This is a genomic window from Alcanivorax sp. P2S70 (assembly GCF_000475295.1).
GTDB lineage: Bacteria > Pseudomonadota > Gammaproteobacteria > Pseudomonadales > Alcanivoracaceae > Alcanivorax > Alcanivorax profundi.
Window position 1 is genome coordinate 1 of sequence record NZ_AXBZ01000051.1, and the last position, 14175, is coordinate 14175.

At 58.9% G+C, this 14175-nt stretch carries 15 protein-coding genes; 10 read left to right on the plus strand and 5 right to left on the minus strand.

The window, feature by feature from the left end; translation table 11 throughout:
• Window positions 1-33 precede the first annotated feature (33 nt).
• From Q672_RS30730 to Q672_RS30745, 4 genes are all read left to right on the plus strand, one after another.
• A complete protein-coding gene (locus tag Q672_RS30730) occupies window positions 34-627 on the plus strand; it encodes a YqiA/YcfP family alpha/beta fold hydrolase (protein WP_031226912.1) in 594 nt (197 codons plus the stop codon).
• A 76-nt stretch (window positions 628-703) separates the two neighbouring features.
• Window positions 704-2590 carry a DNA topoisomerase IV subunit B gene (gene parE, locus Q672_RS30735; protein ID WP_022986370.1) on the plus strand — a complete coding sequence of 629 codons (1887 nt, stop codon included), beginning with the start codon at window positions 704-706 and terminating at the stop codon, window positions 2588-2590.
• 118 nt (window positions 2591-2708) lie between these two features.
• A complete protein-coding gene (gene parC, locus Q672_RS30740) occupies window positions 2709-4949 on the plus strand; it encodes a DNA topoisomerase IV subunit A (RefSeq protein WP_022986371.1) in 2241 nt (746 codons plus the stop codon).
• 24 nt (window positions 4950-4973) lie between these two features.
• Window positions 4974-5855 carry an acyltransferase gene (locus Q672_RS30745; RefSeq protein ID WP_022986372.1) on the plus strand — a complete coding sequence of 294 codons (882 nt, stop codon included), beginning with the start codon at window positions 4974-4976 and terminating at the stop codon, window positions 5853-5855.
• Between the two features lie 7 nt (window positions 5856-5862).
• On the opposite strand, the gene Q672_RS30750 is transcribed toward Q672_RS30745, so the two are convergent.
• Both Q672_RS30750 and Q672_RS30755 read right to left on the minus strand, forming a co-directional pair.
• Window positions 5863-6627, minus strand: coding sequence for a TIGR04219 family outer membrane beta-barrel protein (locus tag Q672_RS30750; protein WP_022986373.1), 765 nt, complete (start codon window positions 6625-6627; stop codon window positions 5863-5865).
• Between the two features lie 20 nt (window positions 6628-6647).
• The gene (locus Q672_RS30755) at window positions 6648-7388 is read right to left on the minus strand and encodes a TIGR04219 family outer membrane beta-barrel protein (protein ID WP_022986374.1); all 741 of its coding nucleotides are present in this window, start codon (window positions 7386-7388) and stop codon (window positions 6648-6650) included.
• 136 nt (window positions 7389-7524) lie between these two features.
• Here Q672_RS30755 and Q672_RS30760 point away from each other — a divergent pair, with 136 nt between their 5' ends.
• The 4 genes from Q672_RS30760 (at window position 7525) to Q672_RS30775 (ending at window position 10253) form a co-directional block, all read left to right on the plus strand.
• Window positions 7525-8046, plus strand: coding sequence for a DUF4262 domain-containing protein (locus Q672_RS30760; protein ID WP_022986375.1), 522 nt, complete (start codon window positions 7525-7527; stop codon window positions 8044-8046).
• Window positions 8047-8115: 69 nt separating this feature from the next.
• Window positions 8116-8652 carry a DUF2058 domain-containing protein gene (locus tag Q672_RS30765; RefSeq protein WP_031226914.1) on the plus strand — a complete coding sequence of 179 codons (537 nt, stop codon included), beginning with the start codon at window positions 8116-8118 and terminating at the stop codon, window positions 8650-8652.
• Window positions 8653-8772: 120 nt separating this feature from the next.
• Window positions 8773-9612, plus strand: a complete 840-nt coding sequence (locus Q672_RS30770) for a CvfB family protein (RefSeq protein ID WP_022986377.1) — start codon at window positions 8773-8775, stop codon at window positions 9610-9612.
• Window positions 9613-9638: 26 nt separating this feature from the next.
• The gene (locus tag Q672_RS30775; RefSeq protein WP_022986378.1) at window positions 9639-10253 is read left to right on the plus strand and encodes a trimeric intracellular cation channel family protein; all 615 of its coding nucleotides are present in this window, start codon (window positions 9639-9641) and stop codon (window positions 10251-10253) included.
• A 3-nt stretch (window positions 10254-10256) separates the two neighbouring features.
• On the opposite strand, the gene Q672_RS30780 is transcribed toward Q672_RS30775, so the two are convergent.
• The gene (locus Q672_RS30780; RefSeq protein ID WP_022986379.1) at window positions 10257-10532 is read right to left on the minus strand and encodes a DUF2218 domain-containing protein; all 276 of its coding nucleotides are present in this window, start codon (window positions 10530-10532) and stop codon (window positions 10257-10259) included.
• Between the two features lie 97 nt (window positions 10533-10629).
• Here Q672_RS30780 and Q672_RS0117355 point away from each other — a divergent pair, with 97 nt between their 5' ends.
• Together Q672_RS0117355 and Q672_RS30785 are read left to right on the plus strand one after the other, a co-directional pair.
• Window positions 10630-11067: a MarR family winged helix-turn-helix transcriptional regulator gene (locus Q672_RS0117355; RefSeq protein ID WP_022986380.1), complete on the plus strand. Its 438-nt coding sequence runs from the start codon at window positions 10630-10632 to the stop codon at window positions 11065-11067.
• Window positions 11068-11160: 93 nt separating this feature from the next.
• The gene (locus tag Q672_RS30785) at window positions 11161-11715 is read left to right on the plus strand and encodes a DUF2780 domain-containing protein (RefSeq protein WP_022986381.1); all 555 of its coding nucleotides are present in this window, start codon (window positions 11161-11163) and stop codon (window positions 11713-11715) included.
• Window positions 11716-11839: 124 nt separating this feature from the next.
• Here the strand turns inward: Q672_RS30785 and Q672_RS30790 are convergent, their stop codons facing one another.
• Window positions 11840-12874 carry an AraC family transcriptional regulator gene (locus Q672_RS30790; protein WP_022986382.1) on the minus strand — a complete coding sequence of 345 codons (1035 nt, stop codon included), beginning with the start codon at window positions 12872-12874 and terminating at the stop codon, window positions 11840-11842.
• A 1-nt stretch (window position 12875) separates the two neighbouring features.
• Window positions 12876-13766 carry a GGDEF domain-containing protein gene (locus Q672_RS30795; protein ID WP_233192276.1) on the minus strand — a complete coding sequence of 297 codons (891 nt, stop codon included), beginning with the start codon at window positions 13764-13766 and terminating at the stop codon, window positions 12876-12878.
• Window positions 13767-14175: the final 409 nt, after the last annotated feature.

Here is a 14175-nt window from a genome sequence, read left to right on the forward strand (position 1 = left end):
CTGTTCACTGTTCACTGTTTTGGTTGCGATGCCATGGCCCCAGAAACCTCTCTTCTCTACATTCACGGCTTCAACAGCTCTCCGGCTTCGCACAAGGCGGGGATTCTGCGTGAGGTGTTCGAGCGTGCAGGCTGTGCGGAACGCCTGATTGTGCCGGCCTTGCCGCCGTCCCCGCGGCAGGCCATGGCAGAGCTGGATGCGGCCATCGCCTCGGCTGGGCCGGTGGCGCTGCTGGGCTCGTCGCTGGGCGGCTTCTATGCCACCTGGCTGGCCGAGCACCATGATCTCAAGGCGGCACACATCAATCCGGCAGTTCGTCCATGGCGACTACTGGACAAATACACAGGTATCCAGCATAACTATCACACCGGAGAGGCCTACCAGTTCAATCCGGCCTGGCTGGAAGAGTTGCGTCACTACGAAGTGGCAGACATTTCCAAGCCGGACAACCAGCTGTTGCTGACCCAGACCGGGGATGAAACCCTCAACTGGGAAGATGGCTGGGACTATTATGGCGACTGTCACCGCTATTGTGGCTTGGGTGGCAGCCACGCCTTTGATAACTTTGACGCCTTCATACCGTTGATTCTGCGGTTTTGTGGTGTGAGTCTGACGTCGGCAGTCTGACGTCTGACGCGACAACCCGTTTGTCAGTCGTCCGGCGCCCAACGTCAGACGTCCGACCCTGAATTCAAGATACTTTATGACCAACAACTATACGTCCGAGAATATTGAAGTACTGTCGGGCCTGGAGCCGGTGCGCAAGCGTCCCGGCATGTACACCGACACCACCCGCCCCAACCACCTGGCCCAGGAAGTGATCGACAACTCGGTCGATGAAGCACTGGCGGGCCATGCCAAGTCCATCAAGGTCACCCTGTTCAAGGACGGTGGCGTGGAAGTGGAAGATGATGGCCGCGGGATGCCGGTGGACCTGCACCCGGTGCAGAAGAAACCCGGGGTGGAGGTGATCCTTTCCACCCTGCATGCGGGCGGCAAGTTTTCCAACAACAACTACCAGTTCAGCGGTGGTTTGCACGGTGTGGGTGTGTCGGTGGTGAATGCCCTGTCCACCAAGCTGGAAGTGCTGGTCAAACGTGACGGGCAGCTGCACCGCATCGAATTTGGCGACGGCGAAAAGCGCAGCGAACTGGAAGTGGTGGACACGGTGGGCAAGCGCAACACCGGTACCATTCTGCGGTTCTGGCCAGACCCGTCGTATTTCGACTCCCCGAAGATTTCCGTTTCGCGGCTCAAGCACCTGCTGCGGGCCAAGGCCGTATTGTGCCCGGGCCTGAAGGTGATTCTGGAAAACCAGCTCAGCGGAGAAACCGAGACCTGGCAGTTTGAAGACGGCTTGATTGAATATCTGCTGGAATCGGCTACCGGCTGGGAGCGGGTGCCGGAAGAGCCCTTCAACGGCGCCATGAGTGCCGAGACCGAGGCAGTGGACTGGGCTGTTATGTGGTTGCCGGAAGGTGGCGAGCTGGTGCAGGAGTCCTACGTTAACCTGATTCCCACCGCCCAGGGCGGCACGCACGTGAACGGGTTGCGTTCCGGTTTGCTGGAGGCCATGCGTGAGTTCTGTGAGTTCCGCAACCTGTTGCCCCGTGGGGTGAAGCTGACCCCGGAAGACATCTGGGACCGGGCGGCCTACGTCCTGAGCGTCAAGATGCAGGATCCGCAGTTCGCCGGCCAGACCAAAGAGCGGCTGAGCTCACGGCAGACGGCGGCGTTCGTGTCTGGCGTGGTGAAGGATGCCTTTTCCCTGTGGTTGAACCAGCACACCGACGAAGCCGAGAAGCTGGCGGACCTGTGTATCAACAATGCCCAGAAACGGTTGCGTGCGGCCAAAAAGGTCACGCGCAAAAAAGTCACCAGCGGCCCGGCATTGCCCGGCAAGCTGGCCGACTGTACCAGCGATGATCCGTCCCAGAGTGAAATCTTTCTGGTGGAAGGGGATTCTGCCGGGGGCAGTGCCAAGCAGGCCCGTGACCGGGTCTATCAGGCGATCATGCCCCTGCGGGGCAAGATCATGAACACCTGGGAAGTGGACTCTGGTGAGGTGCTGGGCAGTCAGGAAATCCATGATATTGCGGTGGCACTGGGGATCGAGCCGGGCAGTGATGATCTCAGTGGCTTGCGCTATGGCAAGGTCTGCATTCTTGCCGATGCGGACTCTGACGGTCTGCACATCGCGACCCTGATCTGCGCCTTGTTCCTGCGGCATTTCCCCGCGCTGGTGAAAAACGGTCATGTGTTTGTGGCCATGCCACCGCTGTACCGCATCGATGTGGGCAAGGACGTGTACTACGCCCTGGACAAGGACGAACGCGAAGGGGTGCTCGATCGCATCAAGGCCGAGAAGAAGCGGGGCAAGGTTAACGTCACCCGATTCAAGGGGCTGGGCGAAATGAACCCGCTGCAATTGCGTGAAACCACCATGGCCCGCGACACCCGCCGTCTGGTGCGCCTGTCCATCAGTGGCGACGATGACACCCACCAGTTGATGGACATGTTGCTGAGCAAGAAGCGCGCCTCGGATCGCAAGATCTGGCTGGAAGAGAAGGGGAATCTGGCTGAAGTGTAGCGCTGCGCTGCGGCGGGTCGGACGTCTGGGTTCGGACGTCTGACGCAAGGGAATAATCGGTTTTGTCGTCCGACTTCAGAGGTCCGACGTCAGACTAAAGTGAGTATAGCGAGCAAAAATGGCTGACGAATTTGAAAGTTTTCCCCTGAGGGAATACACCGAAAAAGCGTACCTGGATTATTCCATGTACGTGATTCTCGATCGGGCCCTGCCGAATATCGGTGACGGCCTGAAACCGGTGCAGCGTCGAATCGTGTACGCGATGAGTGAGCTGGGCCTGAAGAATACCGCCAAGTACAAGAAGTCCGCCCGTACCGTGGGTGATGTACTGGGTAAGTATCACCCCCATGGAGACTCGGCCTGTTACGAGGCCATGGTATTGATGGCGCAGCCGTTCAGTTACCGCTATCCGTTGGTGGATGGTCAGGGTAACTGGGGCAGCGCGGATGATCCGAAGTCCTTCGCGGCCATGCGTTATACCGAATCCAAGTTGGCGCCCTATGCCGAGGTGCTACTGGCGGAGCTGGGGCAGGGCACGGTGGAATGGGTGCCGAACTTCGATGGCACCATGGATGAGCCGAAGCTGCTGCCGGCACGACTGCCCAATGTGCTGCTCAATGGCACCACCGGTATTGCGGTGGGCATGAGCACAGACATTCCGCCCCATAACCTGCGTGAAGTCGCCAACGCCTGTATCCATCTGCTGAAAGATCCCGGCGCCTCGCTGGATGATTTGATGGAGCATATTACCGGGCCGGATTTCCCCACCGAGGCGGAAATCATTACCCCGATCAACGACATCATCCGCATGTACGCCGAGGGCAAGGGGTCGCTGAAACAGCGTGCCGTTTACGAGCGTGAGGATGGCGATATCGTGGTCACGGCGCTGCCGTATCAGGTCTCCGGCGCCAAGGTGCTGGAGCAGATCGCCGACCAGATGAACAAGAAAAAGCTGCCCATGGTCAGCGACCTGCGTGATGAATCCGATCACGAGAATCCGACCCGGCTGGTGATTACACCCAAATCCAACAGGGTGGATATTGAGCAGCTCATGGGGCACCTGTTTGCTACCACGGATCTGGAAAAGAACTACCGGGTTAACCTGAACATGATCGGCATTGATGGCCGGCCACAGGTGAAGAGCCTGGACACCATTCTCAACGAGTGGTTGCAGTTCCGCATGGTCACGGTGCGCCGTCGCTTGCAGCACCGCCTCGACAAGGTGCTCGAACGCCTGCATATCCTGGAAGGCTTGTTGGTCGCATTCCTCAATATTGATGAAGTGATCCACATCATTCGTACCGAAGATGCGCCCAAGCCGGTGCTGATGGAGCGCTTCGGGATTTCCGACCGCCAGGCCGAAGCCATCCTCGAACTGAAATTGCGCCACCTGGCCAAACTCGAGGAAATGAAGATTCGTGGCGAGCAGGATGAGCTCAACGAAGAACGTGAAACCCTGGAAGCCACGCTCGGCTCCACGGCCCGCATGAAGAAACTGGTGGCGAAAGAGCTGAAGGAAGACGCCGAGAAATACGGGGATGACCGTCGCTCGCCGCTGGTGGAACGCAGTGCCGCTTCCGCGCTGGATGAAACCGATCTGGTCAGTGCCGATCCGGTGACGGTGGTGCTGTCTGAAAAAGGCTGGGTGCGTGCTGCCAAGGGGCATGATGTGGATGTGGAAGGCCTCAGCTACAAGGCCGGCGACAAATACCGCGCCAGTGCCCGGGGCAAGTCGAATCAGCCGGTGTGCTTTATCGACAGTACCGGGCGCAGTTATTCCCTCCCTGCACATACCCTGCCCAGCGCCCGAGGCCAGGGCGAGCCGTTGTCCGGGCGGGTCAGTCCGCCCTCGGGGGCCATTTTCATGGCCGCCGTCATGGGCAAGGAAAAGGATGCCTTCCTGATGAGCACCGATGCCGGCTACGGCTTTGTGGTGCGCTATACCGATCTGCTCGCTAACAAGAAGGCGGGCAAGGCCGCGCTGAGCGTGCCCAAGGGGGCCAAGGTGCTGGTACCGCAGGCGGTGGGCAGTGTCAGCGATGACCTTATCGCACTGGTGTCCAACGAAGGGCGTTTGTTGGTCTTCCCGGTCAAGGAGCTGCCGGAAATGGCGCGCGGTAAAGGCAACAAGATGATGTCGATACCGTCTGCACGGGTGGCGGCACGGGAAGAGTTTGTGCAAGACGTGCAGGTGTTGGGGCCGCAGGATTCGTTAACCATCTTTGCTGGTAAACGCCACCTGACGCTGAAGGCATCTGACCTGGAGCATTACTACGGTGAACGGGGCCGCCGGGGTGCCAAGCTGCCACGTGGTTTCCAGAACGTGGACAGCATGGCTGTTGAGAGAAAGGGCGCTTAAACAGCAGGGACTGAGGGAACAGTAATGGTACGGGGCGTCATTACAGTGTTGTTGTTGCTGATCAATACCCTGGTATTGATCGGCCCCATGATGGTGGTGGCGCTGCTGAAGTTGCTGTTGCCGGTAGCGGCCCTGCGGCGAGCCTGCTCGGTAATGGTGATGACCATTGCCGAAACCTGGGCGGAAATCTGCAAGGCGATCTTTGCCTTGATGACCCCGACACAATGGGATATCCGCGGGGTGGCAGCGTTACGCCAGGACACCTCCTACCTGGTGGTCAGTAATCACCAGTCATGGGTCGATATTCCGGCGTTGGTGCAGGCGTTCAATCGCAAGACCCCGTATTTCAAGTTCTTCCTAAAGAAGGAGTTGATCTGGGTGCCGTTTCTGGGCTTGGCGTTCTGGGCACTGGATTATCCGTTCATGAAGCGCTACAGCAAGGCGGTGCTGGCGAAACATCCGGAACTCAAGGGCAAGGATCTGGAGATTACCCGCCGGGCCTGTGAAAAGTTTCAGGGCATCCCGGTTACGGTGGTGAACTTTCTGGAAGGGACCCGTTTTACACCGGCCAAGCACAAGCAACAGGGGGCGCCCTACACCCACCTTCTCAACCCAAAGGCTGGGGGTGTGGCCTTCGTGCTGGCAGCACTGGGGGATAATCTTGACGCGCTCCTGGACGTGACGATCGCCTATCCGCAGGGCACGCCACCCGGTTTCTGGGCACTGCTAAGTGGCAAGGTGAATCGCGTGGTGGTGGACGTGCAGACGCGTCCGCTGGATCCCGCCCTGTGGCGCAGTGATTACCAGGAAGATGCCGAGTTTCGTGCCGAGTTACAGCAGTGGGTTAGCGAATTGTGGGCAGCCAAGGACCTGCACTTGCAAGAACTGAAGCGAGAAATCAGCTGATTCCTCGCTAGAAAGCGGGCCCCTGAAAGTTCAGTGTTAGCGCCACGTACGGGCCCCCAAATTTCAGGTTTACGGCCTGATTCCGGGAATCCTCGTCGAGTTTTATGAACATCTGATGGAAGCCGACTTCCAGCCCCAGTAAAAAATCCGATTGCCACCCTGCCCGTAAAATAAAGTCGCCCAACTGATCTTCATCCAGATAGATGCCATTGGCTTCGGCTCCCAGGTACGCGTTATCGGATAACAATGGGAACGGTAAATACCCCGCCAGATGGAATACCGGAAGCGTCTCGTCAATGCGGCGTATTGCCTGTGCCGAAGTGGAAAGAATTTCCAGTTCGCCGTTCAGATCCCGGGCTGCCAGCCCAACATTCACTTTGCCTCCGTTGTTGCGGGGGAGAGAGTAGTACAGGGTGGCATCAGAAACGCGGAGATCCAGATCGTTACGAATCTGGTCTCCGGCAATAAAACTTTCGCCTGCGAACTGCAGATCCCGGGGGGACGAAGTGCTGGCGGCATCGCGCACCCCCAGGTAGCGAAGCCGGGCATTGGGCAGCCAGTGATTGTCGTGTTCCAGTGTGAGGTAGGCGCCGCTCTGTCTGGCATGGTTGAACTGCAGATCGTTATCCAGATCCAGTTCATCTCCGTCGCTGATGGTGCCCTCCAGTTCACTGTTCCAGCTGTACCCTCCCCCGGATAAACGGACGCCCTCGGCCAAGGCAGAATGGCTGATAGCGAGGCTGGCACAGGCGAGGACAATCCCTGTCTTCATTGTTCGGGTCTCCTGCAAGGTCAGAAACCAATCGAGAGCGCCAGGTAAGGGCCGCCCATTTCCAGGTCGGTGTCCAGAGAGCTGACATCTTCCAGATCCAGTTGCAGGTAGCTATAGCCGACTTCAATGCCAATCAGGTAATCGGAGCGCCAACCGACCTGCACATCGAAATCATTGATGCCAGAGCCATCGTATTCAATGGCATTGATTTCCCCTCCCACATAGACACCGGGTACAGGGAGGTTGGCTCTGGCGCCAAGATGCAACATGGGGACAATTTCATCGACGTCGATTCGGGCATCGGAATTCAGACTATTGAGATGCAGGTAGCCTTCCATCTTGCGGACGGTCAGGCCCACATCCAGTTTCAGGGCAGTATCTACTGGCGTGTAGTAGAAGGTGCCATCGAGCATCTCCATATCAAAGTCGGTATCGACTCGGGTTTGCGCCACATAGATCTGGCCATTGAACTCGAAGGTGCGCTGGATACGGTTGCTGGCCGTATCAGAAAGATCCATATAGCGGACCCGGAAGTTGGGGAGGATCGGAACGGCGTGTTCAATGCCCAGATAAAGGACACCCTGATCGGCTTCGTTGAAGCCCAGATCATCCTGCACATCAATGTTGGCCCCGCCGGAGGAGAAGGTGCCTTCCAGTTCACTGTCCCAGCTGTACCCACCGCCATAGACAGTGAGGCCTGGCGCCGCGTACAGGGCAGAGGAGGTAAACAGGGCGGCGGTTGCAAGCAGCGTTCGTTTCATGAGTGATCCAGTCGGCAGGGAATGTCCCTGAAGTGTAGCGCAGGGAGGATGCGGGCGCCAAGGCAGTGCGGATTCTGCTAGAATCGCTCTACGCAAATGTGTTTAACGGGCTGCAGGCCCTGGAGTTCACACAGTCATGTTTCTTGACGAGATGCCCGGTCAGTTCCGTTACCCCGCCCCGGAAGATGCAGAAGATGAGGTGCTACTGGCAGATATCCAGCGCAAGGGATGGCACCATTTTGCCGTGCCTGGAGGTGATGGTCAGCCTGGCTATACTTTTAGCGTGGGGCATTTCCTGAACTTGAACCACCCCGAGCTGATCGTGGTGGGGTTGAAGGACGCGCTGGCCAGCCGCTTGCTCGACAGCGCTGCAGTGCGTATTCGTGGCCTGAACAAGCCGTATCAGCCCTACCGGCTATACAATGATATTGCCGATGGTCTCGAGGTCATGTTCCTTCCGGTGGGGTTTGCGCACTACAAGGAATACCTGGGCTTTGCCAACTGGTTCTACCAGAGCCTGCCAGCGCCATATCCGGCGTTGCAGATGGTCTGGCCTGACCCGAAAGGGGTGTTCCCGTGGCAGCCGGGCTATGATGCCCGCTTCCGACGCGCTCAGCCGCTGCTGGGGACGGCTCCGGCAACGCCCCTGGCCCGTTAAGCCGCCAGACGGAAGGGCAACCAGTTTGCCCTGCGACGATTCTGGTCACTGATAGATGAGAGATTTGCCATGAGCTCCCTGCAGGAACAATTGATGAAGGCCGGCCTGTCGGACCAAAAAAAGGCGCGCCGGGCCAAGCAGCAGAAACGTGAAGTGGCCAACAAGGTCAAGCGTGGCGAGATCGAACAGGACGATGCCGCCGAGCGGGTGCGTCGTCAGCAGGCGGAAAAAGCCGAAGCCGATCGCCAGCGCGAAGCGGAACGCAAGGCCGAGCGTGAGCGCAAGGAAATTGCTGCCCAGATCAAGCAAATGATTGAGCAAAGTCGCCTCGACCGAAACGGTGCCGAGGTGGCCTATCAGTTCGTGCAGGACAAGAAAATCAAGAAAACCTGGGTTACGGCAAAACAGCAGCAACAGCTGGAGCGAGGTCAGGTTGCCATTGTCGCACTGGGTGAGGGCGTTGAGCTGGTCCCCACGGTGGTGGCTGAAAAGATCCGCCAGCGTGATGACGCCCCCATTCTGGTGCTCAATGAGCGCGGTGCGCAGGATGTGGATGAGGATGATCCCTACAAGGATTTCCCCATTCCCGATGATCTGATGTGGTGATGAAAAGCGGCAAGCTTCAAGCTACAGCACAGGTGGGCACGGTGTGGTCTCGAAGGCACTGCCCGCGATGTCGGCCCTGATGAAATCCTGGCCTTTACTCTCCGACAACCGGACTCTCTTATGACGGCTTCTTCTTCCCTGACGCTGGGGCGTCGGTATTCGCTGGAAGTGATTCGGGCGGTGCGTAATGGCCTGTTACTGGACGGCGGCCCATTGGGCGATGTGTTGCTGCCGACCCGGGAAGCCGGTGACCTGCAACCCGGTGACAGCGTGCTGGTCACGCTTTACAACGATGGCCAGGGCAGCACCATGGCGTCGGTAAAAGCGCCCAAGGTACAACGGGGCGAAGTTGCCAGTCTGGGCGTGGTCTCCACCAGCAAGTTAGGCGCTTTTCTGGATTGGGGTATGCCCAAGGATCTGTTGTTGCCTTTGGCTGAACAGACCGCCCCCTTGCGGCCCGGAGGTCGGGCGCTGGTCATGGTGACCACCGATCGGGAAGGGCGGTTGTTGGCCAGTGCCAAGCTGGATCGTTTCCTGAAAGATACCTGCAATGAATTCCAGCAAGGTGATGAGGTGGCCCTGATTGCCGGGCGGGAGACCGATCTGGGCTGGAAGATGGTCGTCAATCATCGTTATTGGGGCATGATTGCCCGCAAGGAACTGCGTGCGCCGCTTAAACCTGGCCAGCGGGTCACCGGCTATGTGCAGCGTCTGCGCGAAGACGGCAAACTCAGCTTGTCCCTGAATGCGCCGGGTGCAGCCAAGAGTGATGCCCTGAGCGAGCAGATTCTGGCAGCACTGGAAAACGCCGGTGGCGAATTGCCGTTGGGTGACAAGAGTGCGCCGGACGCGATCTTCGATGCCTTCCGCTGCAGCAAGAATGCCTTCAAGCAAGCCATTGGCGGGCTCTACAAGGCGCGCAAGATCGTCATCGAGAAAGACCGTATCCGCAAAGCCTGATAAATCTTCCTGCTCGAGGAATCTCCATGCTGCTGACCCTGTACCTGATCGGTATCACTGCTGAAGCCATGACCGGGGCGTTGGCGGCGGGGCGATTGCGCATGGATTTGTTCGGGGTGGTGATGATTGCCACCGTCACCGCGTTTGGGGGCGGCTCTATCCGTGACCTCTTGTTGGGGCATTACCCGCTGACCTGGGTTGCCCACCCGGAATATCTGTTGCTGACGACCTCGGCGGCGTTGCTGACCATCTGGATTGCACCGCTCATGTCCCGCCTGCGCATGCTGTTTCTGATGCTGGATGCCCTCGGACTGGTGGCGTTCACGATTATTGGTGTGAAAGTGGCACAAAGCATGGGGCTGGGCATGCCGGTGGCGGTACTGGCAGGGCTGATTACCGGCATCTTTGGCGGGGTGATTCGTGACCTGCTGTGCAACCGTGTTCCGCTGGTGTTTCAGAAGGAACTGTATGCGGTGGTGTCGCTGGGGTCGGCTTGCCTGTTTCTGGTGTTGCAACAGATGGCCTGGCCGGCCTGGCTGATCACGCTGTTGACGCTGGCCGCTGGATTTACGGTCCGCATGCTGGCGATCCGTTATCAGTGGCACCTGCCGCGTTTTGAGTACAACGTCCCCGAGAAATAACCGTTACTGCCAGACCAGTGTCAGCGTTTCCTTGCTGGCAAAGCGCAGCAAGTGGCTGTCGATCACGGATTGCAGTTTCTCCACATTGTCTTCTCCCGCCTGACAGTGCAGATGCAGGGCCTCTGGTTGGGCGTCCAGCTCACAGGTGCCGAAAGGGAAGCGGATAATGCCACGGCTATCATCGAATTCCGTGTCGACTTTGTGGCTGAAGTGCCGACAGAGTTTTTTCAGGTACAGGCTGGCATGGGCGGTGGGGGCGTAGCCATGTCGATGTGTCATGGTGGTTCCTTTAATGGTTGATTGTGTCAACTATATTTGCGATTAAAGTTGATAAAGTCAACCAGTTTTGGGTGCATAGACAAGAGAAGGGGGTGCCATGCAGGAATCCATCAGTCAGGCGTTGGGGGAAGTCTTTACGGATATCCTCAATCGTCTTCGTGGTGAGATGCGTGAGGGGCTGGCGGACCTGCCCCTGAGCCTGGGGCCGCCGGACATTGGCTTGCTGGGCTTTCTTGCACGCTACCCGGGCAGCACCGCCCGCGAACTATGTGATTACCTGGGCCGCGACAAGGCGCAGATGGCTCGCAAGCTTAAGCAGCTGGAAGGTGCCGGCCTGCTGGGCAAGGAAGCGGATGCCCATGATCGCCGGCGGACCCATCTGTTCCTGACCCCGGAAGGGGAAGGAGTGGCGAAACGGGGGCAGCAGGTTCGCCAGCAGGCTTTCGCCAGTTTGCTGGTGGGGCTGGATGCGCGGGAGCAGGAGCAGCTCCTGGCGTTGCTGATGAAAGCCGCAGGCAAAACGGACATAAAGTGATGGCCGTCCTGTAGGCGGCTGGGTAAGGTGTCGGAATGCCGGGGTTGCCCCGGCAAGTTGATGATCAATGGAAATGAGTGACCGGGAGTGGTTATGAACAAGATGCGTGTTGGGTTGCTGGCGGTGTCGCTGGGTATGGTGATGAGTGCGCCGGTGCAGGCGTTCGACTTCAAGAAAATGACAGACTCTGCCAATGAGGCGGTGAACAGCGCTTCGCAAAAAGCGAATTCTTCCATCAGTGAGGCCAGCGATGCGGCCAACAGTGGCATGGCCATTACTGGTGAAGCCCAGGCTCTGGTGGACTCGCTGACCAAGGATCTGGGCGTGACTCAGCAGCAAGCCGCGGGGGGTGCCGGTGCGCTCTTGGCCATGGCCCAGAACAACCTGTCAGCCGACCAGTTCGGCGGTATTCTGGACAAGGTGCCGGGGCTCGATTCCCTGCTGGGTGGTGGCAGCGGTGTGGCGTCCTCCATGCTGGGCAACATTTCCTCGTTGCAGGGTGTCGCGAAGGTGTTTTCGTCGCTGGGTCTGAGCCCGGAAATGATCTCCCAGTTTGCGCCGAAAATTCTCGGCTTCCTGGGCAATGAAGGAGTGGGTAGCACGGCGCTGAACGCTCTGAAAGGCCTGTGGGGCGCCGGCGCGTCCTGATGCTTTGCCCGCTCGCTCTGCACTCCGGCAGAGTGAGCGGTCTGGGCGGGTTGTTGTTGTGCCCGCCTTCTTCCTCTCTCTCCTGTCCCGCGCCTCTTGGCTGACCTGCGTTTATGCAGGTGCCTTATCGTTGCGCAAATCGCAGCAGCTGCCGATGACACATGGCCGGGGTTTGCCCGCTCCAACGCTTGAAGGAGCGACGGAAGTTGGTGCTGTCGGTGAAATTCAGTCGTGCGCACACCTGATCCGGGCCCAGGCCATGAAAGGCAAGCCAGTGTACGGCCTGGTGCAGTCGGGCTTCATCCAGCAGTTGCTGGTAGTGACTGGAAAAACCTTTCAGGCGTCGTTTCAGGGTCGCGGGGCTGCACTCCAGCCATTCGGCGCTTTCCTGCAGTGACGGCGGCTGGTGAATGTGTTCCAGCAAGTGCAGGTAGAGCCCGTGACGCAGACTGAGAGTGCCTGGTAGCGAGGCGATTTCCTGTTGGCACTGCTGCAGGGCTGCCTGCCTGGCGGTGGCCGAGTGGTTGGGCCAGGGGCGCTCCAGATACTCCAGGGGCAGCAGCATGGCGTCTATCTGTGAGGCAAAGTGCAGTGGGCCGCTCAGATGAACCTGGTACTGCTCGGGGTAATCGGGGCAGTCATGCCGGAACAGAAATTGCCAGGGCAGACGTTCGCCGCTAAGCCAGCGGGTGACCGAGGCGACGCCGGTCATGGCGGCTTCGACGATGAATCGCCAATGCGGGCCGCTGCCAGCACAGTCGAGCCACTGCAGGCAGAGATGTTGCTCGCTGAGTGACAATCGAGCCCCTGCCAGCGGCTGAATCAGCACGCCGAAATCACAGAACACCTGCAGCGCCTGGGCCAGGTTACCGGCATTGGCGAGCAGGGTGCTGGCGGCACCATAATGGCCGGGGAACAGGCGCTGGCCATAGCGAAAGCTGAGTTCCGGATCGGCCAGGCTGCGGCGACTGTTGTGAATGAGCTGAAGAAAATCATGGCTGCTGAGCTGCGCCTCCCCCTGCACGATTTGTTCACGGAACAGGCCGGTATGACGTAGCAGTACATTGCTGTCGATGGCCTGATCCGCTGCCAGATCCAGCAGTACGGCAGCCTGCCCGTGGGCAGGAATAAAGCGCTGGTCATGCAGGAAAAAAACCATCTCAGGCGACTCGGGACGGACTGTGCAGGTTGCGATTGGCGCGCTCGATCAGGCTGTCGGCATCCTCGTCATGGGCCACAGCAAGACCGGCCATGATGGCCACGGGGTGGGTGATGCCGCGCTGGGTCTTGAACGCAAAATGGCGAACCGCCTGTTCCAGTTCCCGGGTCAAGGACTCGGCTTCCTGGCGCCCCGTACGCGGTAGCACAACGGCGAAACGGTCACCGGCGTAACGGCACAGCAGATCCTGCTGGCGCAGGTTGAGCAGCAGCACTTCGGCCACTTCCCTTAACAGCCGGTCACTGTCGTGGGGGCCGAGGAGTCGGCGGCTATGGTCGAAGCAGTGCAGATCCAGCATGACCAGTGACAGGGGTTGGTCCTGTTTGAGCAGTTCCATGGCCAATTGCTCGCGCAGGTAGCGTGGTCCGGAAAGTGGTGTCAGGCCATCGAGGCTGCGATGCTCCCGAAACACCCGCTCCCGTTTCTGCAGCTGGGCGGATATTGCCTGCTGTTCCCGGTGCCAGTGGTAGATCCCCAGTGTCAGCAGCAGCATGCCCAGAGGCATGGCGCCGGATTCCAGCCAGTGGTCCCACATCACGGCAGACGGTAACTGGATGAATTCATCCATCAGGTCCTGCCAGTAGGCCAGGAAAAGGGTACTCAGGCCTGTCACCAGCAAGCGGGTGACTCGACCGGTCGGGCGGCTGTTGAGAATCAGCCCAATCCACAGCAGGGCAAGCAGCGCGGCTCCCCCTTCCCCCGCGATGTCCAGCCACACCAGTTCCGATACCGTTTTCAGATCGCCACTGGCCAGGTTGGCCAGCACCACCAGGTTCGCCATGACCAGCAGGGCAATCAGGGAACCTCGATGCAGGCTGAGTCGCTGTTTCACATGCATTCTCCTTTCTGACTGCCGCAGCAATACGGGAGGGAGGTTGCAGTTTGATGAAAACCCTGTGGTGAGCGCGAGGGGTCGAATTGGCTCAGGGCAATGATGAATGCCCCTGGCTTTTCCGTGTTGTGACCGGCTCGGGTGAGTACAGGCCTGCCCTGGAGGGGGTCACAACAGCTCAAATTGACCGAGAAACACCGCGAAAACTGGCTCTTGTGGTGAGGCTGTAACCGAACTGAAATAGGGGCTGCCTAACGTGCCGGGCATTGCCAATTTCACAGGGCATTGCCCGGGGGACACCCATGTCATCTAACATGTTGTTTAACAGGCTGTTGAGAAGCCCGTTGCGTGCTCAGTCTTTCAGGCTGGTTCGCAATCTAGGCGCGCTTTTGAAGGTGTATGTCCATCC

Coding starts and splice junctions, on each gene's coding strand:
- Q672_RS30765 (WP_031226914.1), top strand. CDS start 8,116: ATGAGCTCCCTGCAGGAACAATTGATGAAGGCCGGCCTGTCGGACCAA.
- Q672_RS30760 (WP_022986375.1), top strand. CDS start 7,525: ATGTTTCTTGACGAGATGCCCGGTCAGTTCCGTTACCCCGCCCCGGAA.
- Q672_RS30755 (WP_022986374.1), bottom strand. CDS start 7,388: ATGAAACGAACGCTGCTTGCAACCGCCGCCCTGTTTACCTCCTCTGCC.
- Q672_RS30750 (WP_022986373.1), bottom strand. CDS start 6,627: ATGAAGACAGGGATTGTCCTCGCCTGTGCCAGCCTCGCTATCAGCCAT.
- Q672_RS30730 (WP_031226912.1), top strand. CDS start 34: ATGGCCCCAGAAACCTCTCTTCTCTACATTCACGGCTTCAACAGCTCT.
- Q672_RS30745 (WP_022986372.1), top strand. CDS start 4,974: ATGGTACGGGGCGTCATTACAGTGTTGTTGTTGCTGATCAATACCCTG.
- Q672_RS30770 (WP_022986377.1), top strand. CDS start 8,773: ATGACGGCTTCTTCTTCCCTGACGCTGGGGCGTCGGTATTCGCTGGAA.
- Q672_RS30790 (WP_022986382.1), bottom strand. CDS start 12,874: ATGGTTTTTTTCCTGCATGACCAGCGCTTTATTCCTGCCCACGGGCAG.
- Q672_RS30785 (WP_022986381.1), top strand. CDS start 11,161: ATGAACAAGATGCGTGTTGGGTTGCTGGCGGTGTCGCTGGGTATGGTG.
- Q672_RS30780 (WP_022986379.1), bottom strand. CDS start 10,532: ATGACACATCGACATGGCTACGCCCCCACCGCCCATGCCAGCCTGTAC.
- parE (WP_022986370.1), top strand. CDS start 704: ATGACCAACAACTATACGTCCGAGAATATTGAAGTACTGTCGGGCCTG.
- Q672_RS0117355 (WP_022986380.1), top strand. CDS start 10,630: ATGCAGGAATCCATCAGTCAGGCGTTGGGGGAAGTCTTTACGGATATC.
- Q672_RS30775 (WP_022986378.1), top strand. CDS start 9,639: ATGCTGCTGACCCTGTACCTGATCGGTATCACTGCTGAAGCCATGACC.
- parC (WP_022986371.1), top strand. CDS start 2,709: ATGGCTGACGAATTTGAAAGTTTTCCCCTGAGGGAATACACCGAAAAA.